Annotated in this window: 14 protein-coding genes; 11 read left to right on the forward strand and 3 right to left on the reverse strand. The window is 51.9% G+C overall.

Features of this window, described 5'->3' with window-relative positions; translation table 11 throughout:
* The first annotated feature begins 101 nt into the window (after window positions 1–101).
* Window positions 102–1,151 (forward strand): DUF2333 family protein, encoded by a 1,050-nt coding sequence (locus tag IE090_RS15010; protein WP_189389563.1) that lies wholly within the window; start codon window positions 102–104, stop codon window positions 1,149–1,151.
* A gap of 248 nt (window positions 1,152–1,399) precedes the next feature.
* Here the strand turns inward: IE090_RS15010 and IE090_RS15015 are convergent, their stop codons facing one another.
* Window positions 1,400–2,485: a hypothetical protein gene (locus tag IE090_RS15015; protein ID WP_189389565.1), complete on the reverse strand. Its 1,086-nt coding sequence runs from the start codon at window positions 2,483–2,485 to the stop codon at window positions 1,400–1,402.
* A gap of 278 nt (window positions 2,486–2,763) precedes the next feature.
* Between IE090_RS15015 and IE090_RS15020 the strand changes: the two genes are divergently transcribed.
* The 6 genes from IE090_RS15020 to IE090_RS15045 are packed head-to-tail and all read left to right on the forward strand — an operon-like array spanning window position 2,764 to window position 15,869.
* Window positions 2,764–3,891, forward strand: a complete 1,128-nt coding sequence (locus IE090_RS15020) for a DUF6160 family protein (RefSeq protein ID WP_189389567.1) — start codon at window positions 2,764–2,766, stop codon at window positions 3,889–3,891.
* A gap of 1 nt (window position 3,892) precedes the next feature.
* Window positions 3,893–5,368: a DUF6160 family protein gene (locus tag IE090_RS15025; RefSeq protein WP_189389569.1), complete on the forward strand. Its 1,476-nt coding sequence runs from the start codon at window positions 3,893–3,895 to the stop codon at window positions 5,366–5,368.
* Window positions 5,369–5,383: 15 nt separating this feature from the next.
* Window positions 5,384–12,802 (forward strand): lectin-like protein, encoded by a 7,419-nt coding sequence (locus IE090_RS15030; protein WP_189389571.1) that lies wholly within the window; start codon window positions 5,384–5,386, stop codon window positions 12,800–12,802.
* 4 nt (window positions 12,803–12,806) lie between these two features.
* Window positions 12,807–14,231, forward strand: coding sequence for a hypothetical protein (locus tag IE090_RS15035; RefSeq protein ID WP_189389573.1), 1,425 nt, complete (start codon window positions 12,807–12,809; stop codon window positions 14,229–14,231).
* Window positions 14,232–14,233: 2 nt separating this feature from the next.
* Window positions 14,234–14,704, forward strand: coding sequence for a DUF6160 family protein (locus IE090_RS15040; protein WP_189389575.1), 471 nt, complete (start codon window positions 14,234–14,236; stop codon window positions 14,702–14,704).
* Window position 14,705: 1 nt separating this feature from the next.
* A complete protein-coding gene (locus tag IE090_RS15045; RefSeq protein WP_189389577.1) occupies window positions 14,706–15,869 on the forward strand; it encodes a hypothetical protein in 1,164 nt (387 codons plus the stop codon).
* 36 nt (window positions 15,870–15,905) lie between these two features.
* Here IE090_RS15045 and IE090_RS15050 read toward each other — a convergent pair whose 3' ends face one another.
* Window positions 15,906–16,535, reverse strand: a complete 630-nt coding sequence (locus IE090_RS15050; RefSeq protein WP_189389579.1) for a leucine-rich repeat domain-containing protein — start codon at window positions 16,533–16,535, stop codon at window positions 15,906–15,908.
* Window positions 16,536–16,655: 120 nt separating this feature from the next.
* Here IE090_RS15050 and IE090_RS15055 point away from each other — a divergent pair, with 120 nt between their 5' ends.
* The 3 genes from IE090_RS15055 (at window position 16,656) to IE090_RS15065 (ending at window position 22,549) form a co-directional block, all read left to right on the forward strand.
* Window positions 16,656–17,621: a LysR family transcriptional regulator gene (locus IE090_RS15055; protein WP_189389580.1), complete on the forward strand. Its 966-nt coding sequence runs from the start codon at window positions 16,656–16,658 to the stop codon at window positions 17,619–17,621.
* Window positions 17,622–17,777: 156 nt separating this feature from the next.
* The gene (locus IE090_RS15060) at window positions 17,778–20,783 is read left to right on the forward strand and encodes a TonB-dependent receptor (protein WP_189389581.1); all 3,006 of its coding nucleotides are present in this window, start codon (window positions 17,778–17,780) and stop codon (window positions 20,781–20,783) included.
* Window positions 20,784–21,097: 314 nt separating this feature from the next.
* Window positions 21,098–22,549, forward strand: a complete 1,452-nt coding sequence (locus IE090_RS15065; RefSeq protein ID WP_189389582.1) for a beta-helix domain-containing protein — start codon at window positions 21,098–21,100, stop codon at window positions 22,547–22,549.
* Window positions 22,550–22,631: 82 nt separating this feature from the next.
* Here IE090_RS15065 and IE090_RS15070 read toward each other — a convergent pair whose 3' ends face one another.
* Window positions 22,632–23,030 carry a hypothetical protein gene (locus tag IE090_RS15070; protein ID WP_189389583.1) on the reverse strand — a complete coding sequence of 133 codons (399 nt, stop codon included), beginning with the start codon at window positions 23,028–23,030 and terminating at the stop codon, window positions 22,632–22,634.
* Between the two features lie 167 nt (window positions 23,031–23,197).
* Between IE090_RS15070 and IE090_RS15075 the strand changes: the two genes are divergently transcribed.
* Complete coding sequence (locus tag IE090_RS15075) at window positions 23,198–23,677, forward strand: peroxiredoxin (RefSeq protein ID WP_189389584.1); 480 nt, start codon at window positions 23,198–23,200, stop codon at window positions 23,675–23,677.
* Window positions 23,678–24,782 lie beyond the last annotated feature (1,105 nt).

The following is a 24,782-nucleotide window of genomic DNA, read 5'->3' on the forward strand; positions in this document are numbered from 1 at the left end:
AATTTCGCTTGGCTTCTGGCGGCAGCGATAGCACTTGTCGCTATCGCGCCAGGCCAGTAGGCTTGGCGACATAGTGATAACGAGTTAGGAAGCAAACAGCTATGAGCGGATTAAAAGATCGAATAGCAGACAACAAAGAGCGCTTGCGCGACTGGTGGAGCGATGGCGGCCTGCTGCGCGGTGGCCTGATCACCGTGTTGGTGGTGTATTTGTTGGCTGCTTTGGTCATCGGCATTTACTGGAGCCAAGAGCCAGACTCCTTTTCTGTCAAAGGCATTGCGCAGGAAAAAGCCGATGAGCTGGGCGTAGAGCCGGTGGTGGGCTTTACCACCACGGCCACGCTGATGAAAATTACCGATACTTTGCTGCACAAGCCGGGTGGCTATTTAAATAACGATTTACTGCCACCTGGGCTGTGGCTGGATAACATCCCGCGTTGGGAATATGGCGTGCTGGTGCAGGTTCGGGATTTCTCCCGCGCTTTGCGCAAAGACTTTAGCCGCTCGCAAAGCCAATCGACGGAAGATAAAGATTTGGCCATTGCCGAGCCGCAACTGCACTTTGATGCCAAAAGCTGGGCGATTCCCTCATCTGAAGGTGAATACCAGCGTGGCCTCAATGCGCTGGAGCGCTATTTAGAGCGGTTGGCAGATAAAGAAGCCGGTGATGCGCAGTTTTATGCCCGCGCCGATAACCTGCGCCAATGGTTGCTGGATGTCGAAACCCGCTTGGGCAGTTTGTCACAGCGTTTAAGTGCCTCAACGGGCAAGCGTCAGCTGAATACTAACTTGGCCGGTGACAGTGCTGCAGCGCAGTCAACGCCGACGCCAGACGATGAAGAAATTAAAACGCCGTGGACCGAAATCGACGACGTGTTTTACGAAGCTCGCGGCACCGCTTGGGCGCTGGCGCATATTTTGCGTGCCATTGAAGTGGATTTTCACGACATCTTAGAAAAGAAAAACGCTCTGGTGAGCTTGCGCCAGATCATTCGTGAGCTGGAAGCCACACAAGAGCCACTGTGGTCGCCGGTGGTGTTAAATGGCAGTGGCTTTGGCATGTTTGCCAACCATTCTTTGGTAATGGCGTCGTACATTTCGCGCGCCAATGCCGCCATTTTGGATTTGCGTGAGCTGTTATCGCAGGGCTGATTGGCGAGCTGCAGCGTAAATCAATACCAAAGCCCGGCCTCCAGACCGGGCTTTTTTATAGTGCTACATCGATATTGAGGGTCAGGCTGACGCTGCTTTAGCCATCGTCAAAATTGGTGCACTGATGGTGTGTCGCAGCGCTGGCATTTAACGGAGTAATGCTTGGAGCCGTGATGTCTGGCTGACTGGCCGTTAAGCCGTTGCGACTGTGTTGGCCCTGAAAAAGCCAGTCATCTGACTGGGCTTTTTTATAGTGGCACATCGATATTGAGGGTCAGGCTGACGCTGCTTTTGCCATCGTTCAAATTGGTGCCCTGATAATGCGTTGCAGCGCTGGCATTTAACGGAGTAATGCTTGGAGCTGTGATGTCAGGCTGGCTGGCCGTTAAACCGTTGCGGCTGTTTGTTCCTTGAGTCACGGTGTTGACAACAATATAACCGCTGTCAGCCACGCTGGCAGACAGGGTGGCAGAGCCTTGTTCGCCACTGGCAACCAGCGACAGCGAATGCAGTTGAAGCTCGGCTTGCTGACCGCAGCCTTGGCTGTAGCTGCGCTCCAGCCGACGGGTAAAGCACTGCACTGGCTGATTGAGGTTGAGCTGATTAATTTGCTGCTCTACCTGGCCTAGGCTCGGTAAAACATCACCTAAGCGAATCATGCGCGTTTGCTGGTTGATAAAGTTCACGGGCCGGCGCTGCGGGCCCTCGTCTGCACTGAGCGGGGGCAGACTGATGCCTTCGAGTTGGCTGATGCTGGCTTGTCGAAATTGCGGATGCTGGCCAGCGCCGACAAATAGCGGCAAATCAAACTCCGTTTGCTGAGTGGGCCAATCTTGCCAGCCTCCGTCTAGCCCACAGTTGGCAATTTGATAACCGCCGTTCTGTTCGCGCACTTGCAGCGTGCTGCTGTGCCATACCTGAGTTACTTCGCGGCCGCGCTGGCCCAGGTCAGTAATGGCATCAACGCGATGCACCGCCAGCCATACACCGGCCACCGAGTTACCGCCACGCTCGGTATAGCTGCTGAGATCATAACTCGCGGGTTGCCCCAGCTCGGCTAGCACCTCTGAATTTGCAATGCTTGGCAGCTCGGGCAAATCGCAGTTGGCCTGATCGTCTGGGTTGTCTGGTTCTTCAGGGCTTGGCTCATCTGGCTCAGGCTCGCTCGGGCTTTGATCGCCTTGGTCTTGGTTGTCTTGGTCTTGGTTGTCTTGGTCTTGCTCGTCTTGGCTAGGTGGCTCAGGGGCGTCTGAGCTTGACGAACCGGAGTCGCCGCCGCAGGCGCAGAGTGTGGCGCAGAGCAGAACGCTTAGCCAGAGTGAAGAGCGGGTCATATTGGCTCCCGAGTGGGTGGATTGGTGTTTTTACCAGCGTTGCTGGTGTGTGACTATCGTAACATTCTGTAACTGTTCGAGGGCATTTGTTCTGATCTTTACATGTTGTTGAGGCGTTGATTTTTATACCTTGGGCGGGGTTGCTAGCACAAATTCGGCCATTTTGGCCCGTTTTGAGTCATGTCGACGACGACTGCAAAAGTAGAACTGGTGTACGGCTTCTGATATGTTGCACGGGCGTATCAGCAAAAATAACAACAATAATCAGGGATTTCACCATGCCATCACGTCTTCTCAGCAGCTTGCTGGGTTCGTGCCTGGCGCTGCCAACTCTGGCACTGCAACCGATGGCGGATCAGCAGCTTGCTGCCGTTACCGGACAGGCTCAGGGGTTGCGTCTGACCAGTGAGTACGATGCCCGTATTGATAGCATTAGCTACATCGATGATGACGGTGTTGGCAATGACGGTAGCGTCGGTGCCGTCACCTTAGCGCCGGTACGCTTGTTTACGCCCACCAATCGTCCCATCGAAATTGACATCGAAGTCAAGCAAGTCAATGGCAAAAAAGCCGTGGTGTTTACCAATCGCGATTTACCGGTGGAGCTGCGCGTAGGCTCGGTGGCCATTAATGGTGAATCTTTGGGTGGCATGGGGCAGGGCAACTTTTCGATAGGCAGCGGCGATGCCCTCATTACTCGCATGTATGCCGGTGGTGAGGTAGGCAGTGGTTTTACTTTAGATGTGCTGATTCCGGCCTCCATGAGCCTGGATGCTTACTACGAAGACGACGGTGCTCGACTCACCAATACCCTGAGTTTTTCAGACCCGCGTGACGCCAATGGCGGTGGTCTGCAATTTCGTAACATGACCTTCGATTTAGAAACCGATGGCTTGCGCATCGGTATGCCTGAAGTCAATGATGGCAACTTCAATATTTATAACGCTCGCTTGGGTGCAGACGTTTTAAATTCCTTAGCGTTTCGCAATATTAATATTCCGAGCGGCGGCTATTGGCTGTTAAAAAACGCTGAAAATGCGGGCGAATACGGCATTGAAATGGACAGCCGCTTACCGCAAGGGACGGCACTGCAACTGGTGTACATCGCTGGCGCCGTTGGCGATAACTACCCCAACGCAGAAACCCATGAATTCAGCGCTGATATTGAACTGCTCAGTAACCTGGATGTGCAGGGCTTGCGTATGAACGTCGACGGTGAGCGCGGCTTAGTGCTGGATTTTGATACTAACACCAGCAGCGATGGCATTCGCGGCCAGCTCAGCATGAGCAATATGACGCTGCAACGCAGCGATCAGGTGGGCAGCGGTACCACCGTGGGGCTAGGCACGTTAGATGCGCAAATTAATTTGTCGCGCAATACCTTCCTGCAGATCGAGGGCCACTGATATGAAGCAAACGTCGCTGTGCTCAGTTTTCGCTGTGTTATTGCCCTTCACTTCAAGCCCAGCATTGGCCTTGCAGACACTGTCAGAAAACTCGCTATCTGCGGTAACTGGCCAGGCTGGGTTAACCATTGAAACCCAGATCAATGAAGCCCAAGGCAATGTATTAACCGCCTCTGAGTTTCGCTTTACCGAGGCCGATCGCGCGGGCGACGGCCAAGACGAATATTTAGCGGTAGAGAATATTTTGGTGCGAGCCACCCAAGATGACGGCAGTGGCGGTCGTATTGGTGATCAGTTTGTCACCACACTGGATGTGTCGGCGGAGGGTAATTTAATTATTCGTACCAGTGGTATGGATTATTTAACCGTGCAAACAGGTAAAGTCGTTTTGGGCGGTCGCGCATTGTTTGAATCCATGTCGATCAATGATTGGAACTTTGCTGGCAATAGCTTTTTAGAAACGACGGTACTCAACGAAGCCGACGGTGCTCGGGTGCGCTATCGCACGGTAATGGAAGATGGCAGTGGCTTAGGGTTTGCCTTTGTAGAAGATGGTGTCACCTTTACCTCAGACGTGGTGTTTAAACCCGCCACTGGCAATACGGCTTTTATCAGCGAGCTGTTTTTAAGCGGTGATTTAGACGGCGTTAAATTGGAATTTGGCGAAACTCAGGGCAGCTTCGAAGTGAACAACATCACGTTGCGTGATGGCAATGGCGATAATTTGTTCGGCGCTAACGACTTTGGTGACATCGGCTATGGCGATATTGATGTCGTCAGTGGCTATATGACGTTGCGCGCTAACGATGAATCAGGGCGCGAGGGCATTCGTGGCGAAGTGGCCAGCAATATTACGGTGGGTACGGCGTTTTATCGCACCGGCGATCAGCGGGTGAACTTTCGCAATGCGGCCATTAATACCAATGGCGAGATTCAATATCAGCTCGACTTTATCAACAACGGTTATGCCACGGGTTTAGAAGGCGTGATCGATGAAGTCAGCGATGTCGATTTTGTGGTGGGTGGTCTCACGTTAAGCGACGGCGATGGTAATAATGAGTCGGTCAGCATGGGCGCCTACGGTATCGAAAATCTGAATTTTAATGGCGGTGCTCTTGAGGTCGGTCTTTACACTTTGGGCGGTCAGGGCAGTCAGGGCCTGCGCTTGGATACCACTCTGGCGGGTAAAACCAGCTTTGATCTAACCATTAAAGATTCACCCATTGATGATCCTTTTAATGACAGTGCGCCGGCGTTAACCGCTGAGGTGGTAATGCAAAATGTGTCATTAGCACAAACCGTCGATCAAACTGAAAAAGGTCTGCACATCGGCATCGTCGACGCCAGTATGGATGCCAGCATCAATAGCATTCAAGCCGGTACCGGTGCCAACTATCAAGGCCAGACGGGTCGTTTGGTGGTGAATAACTTCAGTTTGCAGCCCGGCAGTTATCTGCGGGTGCAACCGTTGCAGTAGGGAAAATTGGGCAACATGATGCGTCAGATTTTATTGTTTTTATCATTGTTTGGGCTGTCGTTACATGCCACTGCTGACTGGCAGGGGCCTGGAGCCATTCCTTGGGCCAGCGGTCAACCGGATACCAGTGTTGGTCAATGCGTGGTTGCCCGTGCCAGTGATGGGCTGTGGCAAACCGCCGACTGTGATAGCCGCGCACGCACCTTGTGCAGCGACGGTAATAACTGGGTGCTATCTAACAGCACGCATCAGTTTAGCAATACCGCCATTCCTGCCTGTGTGCGCCAGTTAGGCGAAAGCTACGCCATTGCCGCGCCAGAAACGGCCACCGAGCTGGCCACGGTAAACAGTCTGGTGACGGCCCAGGGCGAACCTGTCTGGCTGAATTTAAAATACCAACAAGACACTGGCTCGTGGCAGTGGAATACTGATTACAGCGAGCCTACGCCTGCGGGTGGTGATCTGAGTTTTAGCGTTTGGTATGACATTTTAGATGACGATTCAGATTTTAAAGGTGGCCCTTGGGCGCGCTATCCCAATGAAAACCCGACACTCAATCTGACCGAAGCGCAAGCAGCTAATAATGCTGTTAATACCTATTTTAATGAAAAAGAGCCCAATAACAGTGGAGATTGTGTACAGCTCTATACCAGCGGTAGTGGCGCTGGCTTATGGGATGATACGCCCTGCCAAAACAGCAAACGGGTGGCCTGCTATAACGGCAGTGATTGGAAAATTTCTCCCAACGCCACTGACCTAGGAAATGATAACCAAAGTGGCGGCGTTGAGACTTTTGATGTCAGCAGAGGGCACGCTGCCTGTGCAGCGGTGATCAACGATAACGGCATAGCAGGCGACTATGTATTTGCTGCCCCTGTCTCGTTTGATCAATCTCAAGAGTTATTAACCGTTGCGCAAGGCGTCTCGGGAAATGTTTGGATTAACGGCAATGATTCTAAATTTGAAGACACCTTTGTCTTCAACCTGGATATGGATGTGCTGGCACCGTTTTGGAATAGCAACGAGCCTAACGGTGACAATGGCGAAAACTGTGCGGTGCAAACTCGTACCGGCGGTTGGCAAGATGTAAGTTGCAACAGCTCGCTGCCGATTGCTTGCTTCGATGCTTTCGATGGCGCCAATGGCAGTTGGCAAATCGCCACTGCTGCGCCTTTTGCCAGTGTCAGTGATTTGTCCGCCGAATGTGAAGGCCAGCACGGTGGTCGCTATCAGTTTTTTGCGCCAATCACCTTGAGTCAGCAAGCGGCGTTGCAGGCGCAAATGTCGACCTCGCAAGTATTTATCAATGCACGTGATGCTGAAACCGAAGGAGTTTGGAAGCTCAACCAGCAAATCAACGCTTGGGATGTGAATCAGCCTGGCAATCATAACTGCGTGATGGTATCGGCGAGCAATGGGCGCTGGAGCACCGCCGATTGCAGCCTAAGCAAACCCGTGGCCTGCACCTCGGGCAGTCAATGGTATTTCACCAATACGACCACTTCGCTGAGCGATTTCGCCAGCGGCCAAGCCCTGTGTGAAAGTGAATTTGGCCAAGGCTATCTATTTAAGGCGTCACGCACATTAGAAGACGCACAAAAACTACTGTACGACGCTCGCATGGCTGGATTAGGCGGCGACTACTGGATTAACGGTAGTCGTTTAACTGGCAGCTGGGTGTGGAATAACAGCGCTGTCACCGTACCCATTTGGTCGGGCGGCGAGCCAGATGGCGGCACGGCAGAAAACTGTGCCACTTTAGCAGCTAACGGTGATTGGTCGGATGAAGTGTGCGCCGATGTGGCGCGCGCGTATTTATGTCGCAATGACAGCAATTGGCAGATTACCGGCAATGGTGTGCTCGACGATTTTCGCAATGGCACCCAGGCCTGCGAAGCTTTGGGCAGCGGCTGGCGCTTTGCCGCACCGGCAACGCTGAACGACAACACTGCCGCGGCGGCTGCCATTACCGCCGCAGGTGGCAACCCGGTGTGGATTAATGCTTCCGATCAGCAAGATGAAGACAACTGGGTCATTAATGCCGCGCCAGTGACTGGATTTCCTGCGTGGGCGGCGACTCAGCCGGATAACGGTGGCGTTGCCCCTGGCAGCGAAACCGACAGCAACCCAGGTGAAGACTGTGTGTATCAAGACAGCGATGGTCGCTGGCAAGACGCCAGTTGCATCGGCAGTGCGACTTATCCATTTGCTTGTACCGATGGCAGCGATTGGAAGGTGACCACCAATGAAAACACTATTCGTCGCTTCGCCGAAGGCCATCACGCCTGCTTCGTGGAATACGGCAGCGATTTTGTATTTGCTAGCCCACAAAACACAGATGAAGTCATCAAACTGGATTTTGCCCGTTTAACGGCGGCACAAAAGCGCGGTGCGGATATTGATAAAGTTTGGCTGAATCTGACCGACGGTGGCAGCGAAGGCGAGTTTCGCAGCAACCTGCCGTTTAGTAACTGGTTAACGCCGGCTTATCCAGGCCAAGAGCCCACACAAAGCTGCGCATATAAAAGCAGTGTCGCCAGTGGCAATAACCCCTGGCGGTTAGCCAATTGCAGCCAAGATGCCGCACATTATGCCTGCTTTAACGGCAGCCGGTGGCGCATTGCCGTGAGCCAGGGCAAGTTGGTGAATGGCCAAGTGCAGATAGTGCCGCAAGTAGGCGAAGATTACTGGTCTTATGAACGTGGCGAGCGCTTGTGTAAACAACAGTTTGGCAGCGAATACTTTTTTGCAGCGCCGGTCACGGCGGCAGAAGAGTCCGCCTTGGACGCGGCGATCCGTGCTACCTCGGCGCAGGTGAAAAACACTTGGTTAAATCTGCGCTATTTAGCTCAAGTGAATAGCAGCAATAATCGTTGGTTTAATAACCGCATTGATACCACTGGGTGGGCGCAACCGGAATTTGCCAATTTTAATAATGCCGATTGCTCGGTATTGCACATGGATGGCTCCATTACCGACAGCGACTGTGGCAGTGTCGATTTATCAGGCTCACCTTTAGGCTTTGCGTGCTTTGATGGCGATTGGCAGGTGCTGAGCAATAACGGCAATGACAGCTGGCAACAGGGTTTTGCCCGTTGCGATGACGAGTTAAGCGCCTTGTTTGCAGTGCCGCGCAGCCCACTTGAATTGCAACAATTACAGGCGCAAATGACAGGGCCAGTGTGGGTGAATATGACCGACACCGCACTGGAGTCACAATGGATCGCTAACCGCGAGCGCCATACCTGGTGGCAGTCAGGAGAGCCAACAAATGGCAGCAACCGTGATTGTGCCTTACTCGACCACCAAAGTGGTGAGTGGCGCGCACAAAAATGTGATATCCAGCAGCACGCCTTTGCTTGCCGTACCTTAGATAACGGCACCATTAACTGGCAGGTTAGCCAAAGCGCCGATATTTGGTCGCGTGGTTTTGCCGTGTGTCAGCGCGAGTTCCCGGGCAGTGAGTTTTATGTGCCGACTGGCTTTGGCAGTGTTTCAGCCAGTCAAAGCCAAATGAATTTGCAAGCGGCGGCCAGCAATGCTGGTCGTGATGTGTGGCTGAATTTCAGTGATCAAGAAGCCGAGGGCAGCTGGCGCAGTTATCAGGTCTACAGCGATTGGGCCGCCACCTCACTGTTTGATGAAAATCGTGATTGTGGTTTTTACGACCGCTTGGCCACCAATGGCGGCACCTGGCAAATGGATGCTTGTCAGTACACTGCGGCCAGTGTATCCGAGCGTGGTTACGCCTGTACTGATGGCTATGAGTGGCGCTTGGCGCCGGCATCGGGCGGCACGCAATTATCTTGGACCGCTGGCTTTACCGCCTGTCAGGCGCTGGGCAGTGACTGGCGCTTTGCCACACCAAGCAATGCCGTTGAAAATGCCAAACTTAAATTGGCAATGGAAATTGCCGACTTTAACCAGGTGTGGATTAACGCCCAAGATCGTATCGAAGAAGGCAACTGGTGGCTCAACGGCGATGAGGTGAATTTCCCACCATTAATTGATACCAGCCTCACGCAACTGACGGTGGCCGAGCAAAGCATGCAAACCTTACATGCTGTGTTAAGCGATGAAGAGGGCGAGGGCATTGCCAGCGCCAATTGGACACTGATTTCCGATAGCCGCTTTGCCAATGTCGCAGATTCTGATGTGGTTATTAGCGGTGAAAACTTGGTTAAAAACGGCGCCAATGCCACCTTGACGGCTAACTATACCGCGCCGACCTTGTTGCAGCAGGATGCGGTGTTGGTATTCCGCATCACCGCGACGGACATTCCAGCTGGCACGGCCACAGCCGCCAGCGGTGAAAAAACCCTAACCGTGCAAGTCAAAGCACCGGCCATTGCCCGTTATACCTTTGATAATTCTGCCGACCCAGGGCGTGATGTCACCGGCAATGGTCATAATGCCGTTAACACGCCGACCATGCCGCTGCCACGAGTTGAGCAGGGCAAACTGGTATTAAACAGCAACGACGTCATGGTGGTACCAGGCTTGGCCAGCGACCCCAGCAATGGCCTGCCCATTCCCGCCAATGCATATACCTTGGCTTTTAGAATCAGCATTGAGCAAAACACCACAGGTAATTGGCGCGGTGTTTTGCAAAAAGGTGATGACGGCTCGCAGCAGAGGCAGCCGGGTATTTTCTTGTACCCTAACAGCCATGTTCTGCACACCAACAGCAGCCGCGATAGCAGTGGTAACGGCAGTTTTGATAGCAATTTAGTGGTGGATTCACCACAGCCATTGCTCGACCGTCAGTGGATTAACGTTATTTACGAAAAAACCAACGCCGGTATTCGCTTATTTATTGATGGCAATGAAGTCGCTCAAGCTGCCTACAGCGGCTCGGCTTTGGCCAACGATGGCAACCTATACGTCGGCAATGTGCCTGGGGCATCGGAGTCTTTTGTCGGTTGGATCGACGACCTGCAGATTTTCCGCCGTGCCTTAACGGCGACAGAGCGTGTAAATGTGTTACCGCCACCACCTGCCGGCGAAGTGAGCTTTACCCAAGTTCAGCAGGAGGTGAACGAAGACGCCGGCAGTGTCACTCTCAGTGTTGAGCGCCGTCGTGGCAGTGTGGCGCCATTGCAAGCCGCCATCAGTTTTGTCGCCGCTGAAGGCACGGCAACAATCGGCAGCGTGAGCGATGTGACCAGCAACAGCGCCGATCTGGCTTTTGATAACAGTGGCTCCAACCAAGTCAATGTGAACTGGGCGGCGGGAGAGCGCGGCAGCAAAAGCGTGACCCTGACTCTGGCCAGCAACGATGATGGCGTGCGTGAAGGCACTGAGACGGCGGTCTTCCGTCTGCCCGTTAATGCCCTCACACCTGCCGATGCCGCAGTGGCCGAACCTGCGACTCAGCGTTTGCGCTTGGCCGACGTTACCCCTAACCCGTTTGGTAATTTCTCTGCTGAGACGACCATTACCGAGCCTGTATATGAAAATAATGCCAGCACCCAACAGCTGTGCATCTGGCGGCGCTCCGGCAGTGATGGCAATGTCACGGTCAACTTTAATCTGCAAGGCAGCGCGGTGGCTGGTGTGGATTATCAAGTGCTGGGTAGCGGTTTGACGGTGAACGCTGGCAGTGGCAGCGCTGTCTTTAATGCGGGCGCAGCGTTACCGCAGTCACAGTGTGTTGATATTCAAGTTGTTAATCGCAGCAGCAACGACAACGATCGCACTTTAACCTTGGTTTTAACAGGGTTAAGCGCCGACAGTGGCAAAGAACCGCTATTAACAGACCAAGACAGTGCGTCGCTAACGATTCGCGACTGGGCGCCCGGTGAGTTTAGTTTTACCGACGACAGTTACAGCTGCAAAGAGCCGAACACCGACGCCACCGTGCCCTCTGAGCTGAGCCCCGACCCCACTGAAATGACCTGTGAAGTAGCAGTGCAACGCAGCAATACCGGTGTGTATGCCCCAGCAGCCACTATTAATATCGTCCTAGATGACAGTAGCAATGCCGACGCCAGCGATGCTTCTTTTGCTGCCAGCTTAAACTGGCCTGAGGTCACACCCAGCTCACCGGCGGATGCCAGTAACGAAATTCAGACGCTGACCGTGAATGTGGTCAATGACAATATTCAGGAGACAAATGAAACGCTGACGCTGGCATTGCAGCCAGCCGGCTCTGAGGTGCTGGGCAGTCAAACGCAGACCGACATAACCTTGGTGGACGTCACCAGCCCAGCATTAGTGGTGCTGGACCCAAGCTTGGCCGAGCAAGCGAGCGTTGCTGAAGGCGCTGACACTGAAATTCGCGTTGAGCGCAGTTTAAACAGTGCCACGCAGTTCAGTGTTGACTATCAAGTAGCCGTTGAAGGTCTGCCGATTGGGCGCAGCATTAATGACTACATCGACTTTAGTAATAGCAGTATCAGTGCAACCACGGGTACCTTAAACTTTATCTCTGGCGGTGCGGATGTGCAGCCCATTAGCTTGCGTACCCGCAATACCATTGACGCCAATAATAATGTCGAAATTCTGTTCGAGTTGTTAAACCCAGCGCCTGCGCGTGTTGTTGGTTTGGGGGCCGTCAGTGAAGCAAATAAAAGCTCGCCAACCGACACCCGGATTAAAATCATAGAAGCCTCTAGGCTTGAAGATCATTTGATTGTGCGCTTAACCGACGGTGCAGATACCACCGAGTTCCCGCCAGGGCCGGCTACCACCATTCCGTCGTATTTGGTAACGGATAAAAACCACAGTCCCAACCGTCGTCGCATTAATTTTGAAATTGAAGTGCCAGCAGGCACGGGCATCGAGCCTGATCAAATTCAATACGAGTGGCGTTTGACCGAGAACAGCTGGTTCGATGGCGTTAACACGCAAACCGATGGTAATGCATTGTTTACCAATCGCAGAGGCAGTGCTGGCTATAACAATGGCAGTAATACCGTCTTTAGTGGCACTGTGCTGATTCCTTTTGTGGTTACGCCGACCACCTTTAACTTAGAGCTGTCTGTGACCGGTTTGGGCGGTTCTATTACCGAAGAGTTCACCAAAAACGTGCCGCTCACCGTAATGCCGCTATGGCGCAAATTACGCCAGGATCGTGATGGCGCTTGCTTAACCAATGGCAGTGAAACGGTGGATTGTGCGCGCAGTGACACCCAATGGACCTGGAACCCAGATAATCAGCGCTTAATTCACCGAGAGTCTTATTTGGCCGGTGGCAATAACTATTGCTTTGAGTTTATTGGAGATTCTAAGGACTCAAATGATCCACGCATGAGTGCTTGTACTGGGAGTAGCAGCAACCTTAATGTGACTTTCCCGCGTGATGGTAACTTTAATGAGTTTAACGTTAGTGGTGAAGCCGTGTGTGGCTACCTTAGCGGCAATGCGTATCAAAAAAATGGAACAGGGTTTTGGTGTTCAGCAGATGACCGCCGTTGGGCTTGGCAGGAGTAAGGCAATGAAAAAAACGAGCTTAGTTCTTTTATTCTTAACGCCTGCTGCCACTGCCATGCAGTCGTTGGATGATGAAGCCTTAGGCCAGGTCACAGGCGAAGGCATTGGCGCCACCTTTGACGACGTGGTGCTGTATTCAGGTGACTATGGCCGCCCAGACGATTTTCAACTGCGTTTGCGCTTAACCGACGAGTCGCCTTTGCAGGCGGATTATTTGGTGTTTAGCGAGCTGCGCTTTAATAAATCCGGTGAGGTGCCGGGCAGCGTCAACGGATCGGGCTATTTTGGCAGTTATACCGACCCCTTTGTGGTGGCGGATATTCGCACCTTAACCGAGCAGCATGTCGTGAACAGTGGCCCGCTGGCCGGTCAGAGCCGTGAGCAAACTGCGTTATATACCGCATTTCCAGCGGCAGATTTACAACAAACAGAGCGCAGTTTTTATCGTTTTAGCGATGCGCAGCTAGGGGTTGAAAATGAGATCGTGCGTTACAACACCATTAATATCGGCCGTGGCGATCAAGAAAAATACTACACAGGTATTCCCGTCGGATTCTTTGATGGCAACGTCAGCAACGTAAATTTGGGCAACCTTGATAACTTGAATGACAGCTACAAAGCTGTGCAGCTAGGCCAGCAGCAGCGTTTGGATGCTGCTGCCTCCAAGTTTGATTTGCACATGCGCGTCGATGCTCTGGTGACAGAGGCTGACCGCATGGATGCAAATGAGTCATTTTTAAGCTATGTCGATGTGCAAGGTGCGCGCCTGTATGGCACCGAGTTTTACTTGTGGGGGCATGATAATCAGGGCGAGGTCTTAACATCCGATCCATTTAATAACAATGGTGGTCCTGTGTATGCCGATCGTGGCTTGGCATTGTCGTTGTCGATGGGCTTGCAAGCCGATGCCATACGGCTCACTACAGATGCCGATAATTCACTGGCCAGCACCTTGGCACTCAATAATGTGGATATGTACATTCCTCTTGGCAGTGTTGACCAACCGGTCACCATCAGCACAGTTAAATACGATCAGTATGTGCGTGGTCAATGGGCACAAGGCACCCGCGAGGGCATAGAAAAAACACAACTGCGCTTAGAAATCGCTGGCTTGCCACAAGACGTAGCGCAAGCGCCGCAAGGCAATATCTTTATTGAGTCCATGTCGTTTGGTGACCCTAACGATGAAGAAATCATCACCGGCAGACAAGATATTTTCTTGCGTGATGCCAACGGCAATATTGTTGAAACGGTACCGGATGTGATTCATCGGGCGTTTGTGCCCAAAACCGTCACTTATAACGAGCAGGTCAATCGTTACAACGCCGCTAACCCAGGTAACGAAATCCCCAATATTCCTAACCAGAATGTGGTGGAAATTCGCGGTTTAGAAATTCAGCGTTTGGTGATTACCACACAGGATTTATAACGATGAAATGGATAGCACTCACCCCGTTGCTCTACTCATCTTTGTGTCTGGCAGACCTAACGCCATTAAATGAGCATCAGTTGCAACGAGTCGATGGGCAAGCTGGCATTACGCTAAGCGGTCGTATGGAGTTTGAACAGGGCACGCGCTTTAGCTACCAGAACGAAGACGCGGAATATATAGATAATACCGCCTACTGGCTGGTGATGAACGAAGTCACAGGCGGCATCGGCTTTAGTGATATGAAGCTGGATCTCATCGACGGCATTGGCCCCAATGGTGATAAAACCGCTTTACAAATTACCCTACCAGAAGAGCTGGAGTTTGAGCAGTTGCAAACCGAGGGATTTTATCTGGGGGATAACCGCGAGGTGAATCAAATGAGTGACCCACGTTTTTTGTTTGCTGTAGAGCTGGATGGCAAGTTACAGGCACCTGCGCAAACCAAAGTGAATATCTTCCCGGTGAACTGATATGACTCGACTGATCTTCCTACTGATGTTATCTGCGCCTGTGTGGGCGAGCTTGGAGCCACTGACAGAAGAAGAGCTGGCGGCCAGTTATGGCCAGGCTATTTTTGAGCTAAACGAGCAGCTGGTAAACCAAGGTGATGGCTCGCAACTAAACATGACGCGGTTAACCATGGGCGCGCGCGTTGAAATTAACGCCAACGTTGAAGAACTGTCGTTAGGGCGTTATTGGCGTCCCGAAGGCACCAACTGCACGGGTGGACCAGGCGGTGACAAGGTATGTTACAACAACATTGTGCCAGAAAGTTATGATGACAATATCAACTGGGCTTGTACCGCCAAGCCATGTGGCTCTGTAGGTTTACCGGATGAAAACTATTTGTCTTCAGCCTTAACTCACGATACTGGTGGCGAAAAGAGCTTTTTTACTTTTCCAGGTGGTTACCAGCCAGATGGCGGTGTCGATATAAAACTGCGTGACGTTACCTTGGGTCAAGTGCGTGATAAAGGCAATGGTCAGTATGAGTTACTGCCTTTTGTACAGGAAAATCCCTACATCGAATTTGCCTTTGATGAAACCGGCGCCTCGCGCAAGTTGGTAGGATTTCGACTAGGATCAGAGGATGCTTTTGGCTACCAAGGTAATATTATTGATGTGATCTCAGGGTTTATCCGCCCCAATATTACAGCGGATGTCGAGTTTGAGATTCTTGGTATTAAAATTCCCTTGGGCTCGATACGCTTGGAGGCTAGTTTGGGTGGGGTACGGACCATCGGCTGGTTGGACGAAAAAACACTGGATCTTTACGATGTTCAGGGTGCGGCATCTATCTTGGTTTCCAACCCCGCATCTCTACTGGAGCAATCTCCCCATGCTCAGCTATTTCCAGTGCAATCGAATTATTTAGAGCATACTGAAGCTTTTTTCTTTAGTGTTGGTACGCGTGCCATTCAGTGGAGCAAGGTGGGAACATATAAACCAGAAATGTCACGCCCTGGCTTTTGGATCAACTTGGGCGGGGATGGCGGTTTAAAAGCAAAAACTCAACTCGGTGCACACCCGGTTAATTACTTTCCTGGTCATCCTAAGCATGACTTGTATGGCGGTAACCCGAACTATGGTGATATCAATACATTACCGTCTTGGTCGCAAACCTACGGCAATTAACGGCAGCCGCAGGCTGCCTCCGACATCAAAAACTACCTATAACCGCAAGCTTTTCACCGAGGCTGCCAGTGTCGGTACGCTGGCGGCGTGTCCTTGAGCACTGACATGCCGCAGCTGTGACATGCTGCTGAGCACAGTTAAATCCCGCAGTGGGTTGTGATCCACATAGAGCTTATTAATTTGACTTTGCTCCAGTCCTTGCAGATCACTGAGCTGATTGTGCTTGGCGGATAACTGGCGTAGCGATGTTTGCTGCGTCAGTGGTTGCAGTGACTGCACTTTATTATTGTCAACATCCAGACTGAATAGACCATTGAGTTCAGCCAGTGGCGTCAGGTCTGTAATCTGGTTGTGCGGCAATGATACTATGCGCGCCGCACTGAGTTGCTCGATTCCCGTTAAATCAGCAATTTGCTGCTCGGGGCAGCTGATAATTTGCGCTTGGGATATCTTTTCGATGCCCTGCTGCTGCAAACATTGAGTTAATGCAGGGTCACTAAAGCGACTAAAATCAATCGCCTGGTCAGATGCCAGATTATCCATGCCTGGGTTGGGTGTGGTGCTGTTATCCGCACTGCTGGAGCCTGAGCTGCCTTGCTCGAAACAGCCGCTGAGGGCGGTGGCGCACGCCGCCAAGCACAGTGCTTTAAACATAGGTGAAGTCATGGGGTTACCTGTATGTTGTTATTGTTATCGGATGCAGCTGAGCTGCCGTCATAGACTGCCTTAAATAGTACCATAGTTCATTTATTGTCCAACCAGGCAATGCAGTAAGAGAGTCAAAACATGCTGGATCTTAACCAATTGGCGGTGTTTATTCGGGTGGCCGATGAGGGCAGTTTTACCGCCGCTGGCAAATCCCTTGGAATGCCTAAGTCACGGGTGAGTCGCATGGTCGCGGATTTAGAAACCCAGCTTGGTGTGCGCTTATTACACCGCACCACAAGGCGGCTGCATTTAACCGAAATTGGTCAGGGTTACTACGAGCACTGTCGACAGTCCATTAGCGATATTCACAGCGCCCACAGTATGTTGGCCGATCGTGAGCAAGATGCGCATGGTTTATTGCGCATTGCCGTGCCCATGGTGGCCGGCAGTGGAGCCTTGGGGCATTATTTGGCGCGTTTTCAGCAACAATATCCTGAGGTGCGGCTGGAAGTGCTGCACACTGAAGGGCAAATTAACCTGGTGGAAGAAGGCTTTGATATGGGGGTGTATTTTGGCCCAATGCCAGATTCCAGCCTGGTGGCGCGCACCATTACCAGCTCAGATAACGTGTTGGTGGCTAGCCCTGAGTATTTGGCGCGTGTCGGCAAGCCAGAGCATCCGCGTGATTTAGCCAATATGCGCTGTGTGAAAATTGGCGAAGGCACGGCAGCGGTGACTTACGACTTGCATCACGCCAACAGCCAAGAGCATTGTCAGGTGCAAGTTGAGCCCAATATTGTCATTAATATGGTGGCCAGCGCGGTGAATAGTATTGTGCACGGAGCTGGCATCGGCGCTGTGCCATTTTTGCTGGCCGGCGAGTTTATCGTTAATGGTCAGTTAGTCCCCCTATTTCAGAAATGGGAGTTGCAGCCCCAGGCAATCTCACTGGCCTATCCAACACGGCAATACTTACCACAAAAAGTGCGCAAGTTTATCGACTTTATGGTGGCTGAAGCTGAGCGTTTAGATACCATGCTACAGCAGTTACCTGATCCTGAGCAGCGCTGGCAGGCTTTTGCGCATCTGGTGAAAGGCCTTTAATTAGCCTTTGATGCATTCGTGTCTCAGGCCTTTGGCTGAGTCCTTGTCATTTTAGTGTCACATTTCAGCAACATACTGCCGCCACGTTCGAAGTGTGGCGGTCGGGCCAAAGATCTCCGCCGCACAGTCACAGTGTTTTTCCTCGTAGGGGGCATAATGAAACCGACTCGTGTGTTGCTGGGTGCGGCATCGACTTTACTGGCAACCCAGCTGATGGCTGGCGAAACCATTTTCTACATTACCGAAGAAGGCGCCGCTGTCTCTGACCTGGCGGTCAGTGTTAATGGCGAGAAAAAGCTGGTCGGTCCAGCGGGTTTTGCCGTGTTTGATCTAAGTGCCGGCGAGCACCAGGTGGAGTTGTCCAAATACGGTGAATGGTGGGGTGACTTTGCCGTTAATTTGGCCAGCAATGAGCAAAATGCCGAAGTAAAAGTCGACATGATTGCTGGCGAAGCCATGCCCAGTATTCAACTGTACCGTGAGGGCGAACAGGCGGACCCTGGTCAAATCAGCGGTACCTTAACGTCGCAAGAAACCGGCGGTGCGGTGGCCGGTGCGGTTATTGGTGTGCGCGGCAGCGAGCTGAGCACGACCACAGATGACGATGGCTTTTTTAGCATCGACTTGCCGCGTGGCAAGTACGAGCTGACCATTTCTCACCCTAACTATGGTGAACGTGATGTGCGCAACCTGCGCGTGATGGCGGGTGTGACCACCAGCGTTAGCCTGGATATGAGCATGTCTGGCAACGGCGATATCGAAGAAGTGGTAGCCGTTGGTTCGTTTATCCCAGCCACTACAACCTCACAAGAGCGTGACTCCAGTGCTGTGTTAGATGCCATTGGCTCCGAGCAGCTGGCGCGCTTTGGTGATTCCAGCGCGGCTTCAGCTTTGAAGCGTGTGGCCGGTGTGTCTGTGGTGGGCGGTCAGTTTGCTGTCGTGCGTGGCATGCAAGGGCGCTATATTTCATCGACGCTTAACGGCAGCTTGATGCCCAGTACTGACCCGATGCGTCGCGATGTACCACTGGATCTATTCCCGGCCAGTGTTTTAGGCGGCATTGATATTCAAAAGAGCTTTACCCCGGATTTGCCCGGTGATTCCACCGGCGGTGCCATTCGCATGAGCACCAAAGACCTCTCTTTCGATCCGATGACAAAAGCCTCCGTCAGCTTGGGTATGAACTCGCGCACCACCTTTAACGATGTTAATAGCTACGAAGGTGGTGAAAGCGATTGGATGGGCGTTGATGACGGTACGCGTGAGCAGCCTTCATTTGCAGAATCATTAACCAACGGCGGGGTGGATAACCCACGTTTTTGTGAGTCCGGCCCGAACTGTGCCTCGCCAGAAGATAGCGTGCGCTTGGGCAACTCATTTGAAAATATTTACGATGTAAAACCGGTAGAAGCCAAACCGGATCGTGGCTTCTCGGTGGCTACCAGCAACTATTTTGACAGCGACTTTGGTGGCCACGGCTATTACGCAGCATTTGATTACAAAGATGCTTGGGAAGCGCGTCACAATGCACGTTTAAGCAGCCCTGGTGAGCAAGGTAGCTACGAGCGCAGTAAGCGCAAAATTGATGTGGCGGGTTATTTGGTTTATGGCCTCGATACCAGCAACAGCCAATATCAAAGTAAAACCACGCTGCTGCGTAAAACCGACGACACCACGCGTACCAGCTCAATTGAAGATGAAGGCAAAGATCAGCAAGTAGAGTCCACGACCTTGCAATGGGTGGAGCGCCAATATTTGGGCCAGCAGTTCTCAGGCAAACATTATTTGCAGTGGCTGGGCGAAGAAGACGAGCTGACATGGCGTTTGGGCTTTGCACAAACCTCTCGCTATGAGCCAGACCGTCGTTCTTATACCTATGGTCGCACCTTAGGTAGCGATAACCCGCTGCGCTTGCTGGGTGGTGTTGAGCGCCGCTTCTCGGATTTAACCGAAGACGCCTTCGATCTTGGCCTGGATTACAGCGCCGATTTGATGCTCAGCGATACCTTATTTTTGAAGTTAAAAACTGGCTTAAGCTACACCAGCAAAGATCGTGAAGTTGAGCTGGCGCGTTATTCTAATATGAACGTGAATGACCCAGCGGTGGATTTGTCACTGTCGCCAGAGCATATCTTTACCCGTGACAATTTCGACAATGCCCGCATTGTTTTCCGTGGCTCCACCACGCAAACCGATAGTTACAGCGCCACCGACGACATTACGGCGGCGTATTTATCAGGTGAGCTGGACTTTACCAATGTCACCGTGATGGCCGGTGCGCGCTATGAAGACTTTAGCCAAGAGTTGGAGTACCCCAATAAAAGCAGTGCGGCCAGCGAGTTGAGCGACAGTGCGGTGTTGCCGGCGTTGTCGGTGAACTGGCGTTTAACCGAAGACTTCCAGCTGCGCGGCAGCGTTTCGCAAACGGTTTCTCGCCCTGGCATTACAGAGCGCTCGGAATCGGCGCAGTACGACCCTGAAACCGACGATTTAATGCAAGGCAATCCGGATCTGAAAATCTCTGACATCACCAACTTAGATGTGCGTGCAGAGTATTATTTTTCAGAAGAAGAAAACGTGACCCTAGCGCTGTTCTACAAAGAAGTGAGTGATCCGATTGAGCGCTCTGTGATTGAAGGCGACGGCAGTGCCGCTAACGGCTACACCTTCGACAACGTGACCAGTGCTGATATTCAAGGCATTGAACTGGATTTACGTATTAACGTCATCGACAGCACCAACTTTACTGGCTTTGTGGCCAGTAACTTGGCGTATATCGATTCAGAAGTGGACCTCAGTGGCAGTGATGCTGAGCGCTTGGAAGGTGACTCATCTCGTGCGCTGCAGGGCCAGTCGGAATACTTGGGCAATGTCCAGTTTGGCATCGATCATTATGCAACGGGTCAGTCACTGACGTTATTGGCTAACTATTTCGATGATCGTATTTACGCCACCAGTCGCGGTGATTTGGGCGCCGAAATTGAAGACGGACGCACGACCTATGACTTGGTATACCGCTTTGATGTCAATGAAAACCTGGTAATTAAAGCGAAGGCGCAAAACATTACCGATGCCAAGGTTAGCTATTCACGTGATGGCAAAGAAATCGAAAGCTATTTTGAAGGCAGTGATTATTCAGCGTCGGTTGAATACATCTTCTAAAGCGTCTTTGAACAAGTTTGCAAAGCTCTGCGCGAGTGCAGCAGGCTTTTAGAACAACACGGCGATGTTGACAATGGCCAGCCCTTTTCAACACCGCCAATATCCTTCCGCTGCCCGCGCCCTTAGAGGCGTCAAAGCTATCTATAGCCGATTTTTGCTGAGTCAAAAATCGGCTTTTTTATTTTAGGTCGTTAGCGATCAAGAGCGGGCAATGAATTGTTCAGAGGCTTCTCGCTTGTAACTTGATTGTCATATAGCCAGCGGACAATGACCGCCGGTAATCAATAAATACCTTTCAAAACCGAGGGATCAACATGGAACTGAAGAAAAATTATCTGGTAGCTGCAATTTTGGCGGCGGCATTGGTCGGTTGCGGTGGCGACGATGATGACGATGATAACGACACCACTGGCCCTACCACGCCAACCAACCCAACTGAACCAAGCACTCCAGACTTCGTTTCCTGCACAGCCGATGTTTGTACTCTGAGTGGTACCATCGATCAGGACTACACCCTGGAAGCCGACAAAAAATGGCTGCTGGATGGTTTCGTTAAAGTGGGTGAAGGTAATGCCCGAGCAGAAACCGCTGCTGAAGTGCAAACCATTAAAGACAACGGCGTAACCCTGACCATTGAGCCAGGCACTGATATCCGCGGTATGGACGATGGCGTGTTATTGGTCACTCGTGGTTCTAAACTGATGGCCGAGGGTACTGCGGATCAGCCAATTACATTTAGCTCTGACCTGGACGACAACTTCGACGGTCTGGGCGAATGGGGCGGTGTGATTATCCAAGGTTTTGCGCCGCAATACGGTGCGGGTAATACTGGCGCCTGCTTCGAAGGCAATGCCGATGGCATTTGTAACGTACAAGGTGAAGGCGGCGACGGCGTTGGCTTCTACGCTGGTAACGACAAAGCCGACAACAGCGGTGTGATCAAATACGTTCGTATCGCCGAAGCCGGTAAGGTGGCTGGCCCGAACAACGAGGTTAACGGTCTGACCCTGCAAGGCGTTGGCCACGGCACCACCGTTGAATACGTTCAGGTTCACAACAACCTCGATGATGCTGTTGAATGGTTTGGCGGTACCGTTAATGCGAAATATCTGGTATTGACCGGTAACGACGATGACGACATCGATTTCGATACGGGTTACCAGGGCAACATTCAATACGCCATCGTGCGTAAAGATCCAGTGAAAGCTGGCCCAAGTGGTTCTAACGACCCACGTGGTATTGAAGCGAACTCATCTGACGATGAATACGTACCACAAACCGAAGGTGCATTGGCCAACATCACCTTAGTGGGCAGCGCGGTCAGCGAAGGTCAGCCTGGTATGCGTTTGCGTGGTTCTTTGACCACTCGCATTTACAACACCGCGGTGCTGAACTTCAGCGACTGTGTGCGCATCGACGATTCCGATCACGACTTGGATGAAACAACCGACAAAATTCCTTCCAACGTAACCCTGACCAACGTCATCGGTGCTTGCACTGACGCCTTCTACGCGAAGCGTGACGCTGACATGGTTAACGGCACTGTGGGTGCCAATACGGTTGATCTAGATGCAGCGGCAGCATTGGTCGGCGCACCGGCTGGTACCGTAAACGCTTGGCAGCCAGTTGATAACGGCTCTGGTTTTGCCTTCGATAACACCGACTACATCGGTGCAGTGAAGCCTGGTACTACAGCTGAGCAAGCTTGGTGGGCCGGCTGGACCATTCCAGGTTCTCTGGATGGCATTGAAACCCAAGGTGAATAATACCTAGGTGTAGCAATCGCTAAGTCGTAAAAAGGGCCTCATTTGAGGCCCTTTTTTATGGGTAAGTGGCAACGATAACGGATTATTTATCAGACATGCGCTGGATCATCACTTCAGCAGGTATAACCGCCACACTGCGATCAATCAGCTTTCCCTCCGAATTAAAAAACAACAGATCAGATGAGCTGGCTTGATGGCTTTGTCTAAATGCCTGCGTCGTTGGGTCGCCGGCCTTGGCCACCAAAAAATTTATACCATCACCGATCAGATCGCGTGCTTTATTCATTTCAACCGTTTGCGGGTTGCTGGTTGCTAGGTTGAGATCATAAATAAACACCACCGATGGCCTACCATTACCGATATTCTCCAGCGTCATATCAATGGGCTTTGGCATCAGGCTGACAAAGACAGCCACCAATGCAATAGCCGATAAAGTAATTAGCAGGTACTTATTTAATAGTATTTTTTGTAGGGTTTTCATTGTCTTTTCCGCAGCATGAGTTGTGCGGAGTGTACCACGCTGGAAACAGGGCAAAAGCGTGCAGGCATAGGGGTAGCGGTTGCCATGAATGCCCCTACGACTCGTCTGTGGTTTGTCGTCAGGTTAGTGGTTACACTGGCTGAGAACCCACATCAAGGAATGCCGATATGATTCAGCAAGGCCAAAACTTACCAGCCGCTACCCTCAGCGAGCTAACCAATGATGGCATGAAAAATCACAATACCGATGAGCTGTTTGCCAATAAACGCGTGGTGCTGTTTGCCGTGCCGGGTGCGTTTACCCCGACCTGCTCTGAGGCGCATTTGCCAGGTTACGTGGTGCTGGCAGATAAACTCAAAGCTGCTGGTGTTGATATGATTGCTTGTGTTGCTGTTAACGACGCATTTGTGATGAATGCCTGGGGCAAAGCCCAAAACGCGCATGAAATCACCATGCTGGGCGACGGGGATGGCAGTTTTACCAAAGCCTTGGGGCTGGAAATGGACACAGGTAATTTTGGTGGTGTTCGCTCGCAGCGCTACGCCATGATTATCGACAATGGTGTTGTGACTCAGTTAAATGTAGAAGCGCCGAAAGAATTTGAAGTGAGCAAGGCCGAGGCGATTTTGGCGGTGTTGGAGAAATAACCGATTGCAAGGTTGCTTTTTTTCGAGGCTTCTTTTTTCGCTAAATCCTATGCCCTCCTTGAGGTTATCCCTCATGCTGGGCGGTACGGGGACAGCCATTGCCAACTCCGGCGGCCTGCTAAGGCGCGGAAACCCTAAGCGCGAGAGCGAGAGTTTAGCGAGTTGGTCTAGGAGTTGGGAGCTGGCTTGTTCGTTCGCTTCAGTAGCTGGGATCAGAGCTTAAGCTCTGACCCCGTATCTGTTTTTCCGCTAAGTCCTGTGCCCCCTGAGGTTATCCCTCACGCCGGGCGGGCGAGCTCCTGAAAGCGTACATCGAGGCAGTTGTCGCTAGGCATTTGCTCTCGTAGCTGGGGTCAGAGCTTAAGCTCTGATCCCGTATCTGTTTTTTCCGCTAAGTCCTGTGCCCCCTTGAGGTTATCCCTCACGCCGGGCGGGCGAGCGACTGAAAGCGTACATCGAGGCAGTTTCTGCCAGGCAAAAAGCAAGCGGAAGCGCCCTCGATAAGCGCAGCTTACGAACTGTAAGTGAGCATGGCGATCGGACTCGCGCACGAGGTGGTTTTTAACACAGCAGAAACAACGCAGATAGCTTTCAGCCTGCTTTGCGCTACACAGGTCGTTTCCTTCGTTACCAATGCTGTGGTCGCCGCAACGCCAACAGCCTGCATCCCGGCAGGATGTTGGCTGGTTCTGCCGTCCGGGCAGCACCTGCGGGCACAGCCATTGCCCACTCAGGCGGCCTGCTAAGGCGCGGAAAACCTGGGCGCGAAACCGAGTTGAAAAATTGAGCGACTATCACGACGACGCTGTAGCTAAATAGCCGAAATTTTGTGTTTCCTAGCAGCCTGAGTTGGAGTGGATGTCCGGCTTGTTTCTGTAACTTAGATTAGATGTTTTTTTGTGAAAGCATCAAAGTCACGATTCGAGATAGATCAGCTTCATGGTGAAGAACTGCTTTCAAAACAGTCGTAATATCTCCTTTTAACTTACCGGCTACACGTCTTATATCATCAGCCTCACGAAGCCGTGCTGACGCCAAACTTGGTAGTGTTCAGAATTCTGTGTCATTTCTTTATCCTATGCAAAAAGAGACGACACATGACCCA

Source organism: Bacterioplanes sanyensis (genome assembly GCF_014652515.1).
In the GTDB taxonomy this organism is placed as follows: domain Bacteria; phylum Pseudomonadota; class Gammaproteobacteria; order Pseudomonadales; family Oceanobacteraceae; genus Bacterioplanes; species Bacterioplanes sanyensis.

Excerpts from the sequence above, each read along its gene's own strand:
- IE090_RS15010 (WP_189389563.1), top strand. The coding sequence starts at position 102 with ATGAGCGGATTAAAAGATCGAATAGCAGACAACAAAGAGCGCTTGCGC.
- IE090_RS15015 (WP_189389565.1), bottom strand. The coding sequence starts at position 2,485 with ATGACCCGCTCTTCACTCTGGCTAAGCGTTCTGCTCTGCGCCACACTC.
- IE090_RS15020 (WP_189389567.1), top strand. The coding sequence starts at position 2,764 with ATGCCATCACGTCTTCTCAGCAGCTTGCTGGGTTCGTGCCTGGCGCTG.
- IE090_RS15025 (WP_189389569.1), top strand. The coding sequence starts at position 3,893 with ATGAAGCAAACGTCGCTGTGCTCAGTTTTCGCTGTGTTATTGCCCTTC.
- IE090_RS15030 (WP_189389571.1), top strand. The coding sequence starts at position 5,384 with ATGATGCGTCAGATTTTATTGTTTTTATCATTGTTTGGGCTGTCGTTA.
- IE090_RS15035 (WP_189389573.1), top strand. The coding sequence starts at position 12,807 with ATGAAAAAAACGAGCTTAGTTCTTTTATTCTTAACGCCTGCTGCCACT.
- IE090_RS15040 (WP_189389575.1), top strand. The coding sequence starts at position 14,234 with ATGAAATGGATAGCACTCACCCCGTTGCTCTACTCATCTTTGTGTCTG.
- IE090_RS15045 (WP_189389577.1), top strand. The coding sequence starts at position 14,706 with ATGACTCGACTGATCTTCCTACTGATGTTATCTGCGCCTGTGTGGGCG.
- IE090_RS15050 (WP_189389579.1), bottom strand. The coding sequence starts at position 16,535 with ATGACTTCACCTATGTTTAAAGCACTGTGCTTGGCGGCGTGCGCCACC.
- IE090_RS15055 (WP_189389580.1), top strand. The coding sequence starts at position 16,656 with ATGCTGGATCTTAACCAATTGGCGGTGTTTATTCGGGTGGCCGATGAG.
- IE090_RS15060 (WP_189389581.1), top strand. The coding sequence starts at position 17,778 with ATGAAACCGACTCGTGTGTTGCTGGGTGCGGCATCGACTTTACTGGCA.
- IE090_RS15065 (WP_189389582.1), top strand. The coding sequence starts at position 21,098 with ATGGAACTGAAGAAAAATTATCTGGTAGCTGCAATTTTGGCGGCGGCA.
- IE090_RS15070 (WP_189389583.1), bottom strand. The coding sequence starts at position 23,030 with ATGAAAACCCTACAAAAAATACTATTAAATAAGTACCTGCTAATTACT.
- IE090_RS15075 (WP_189389584.1), top strand. The coding sequence starts at position 23,198 with ATGATTCAGCAAGGCCAAAACTTACCAGCCGCTACCCTCAGCGAGCTA.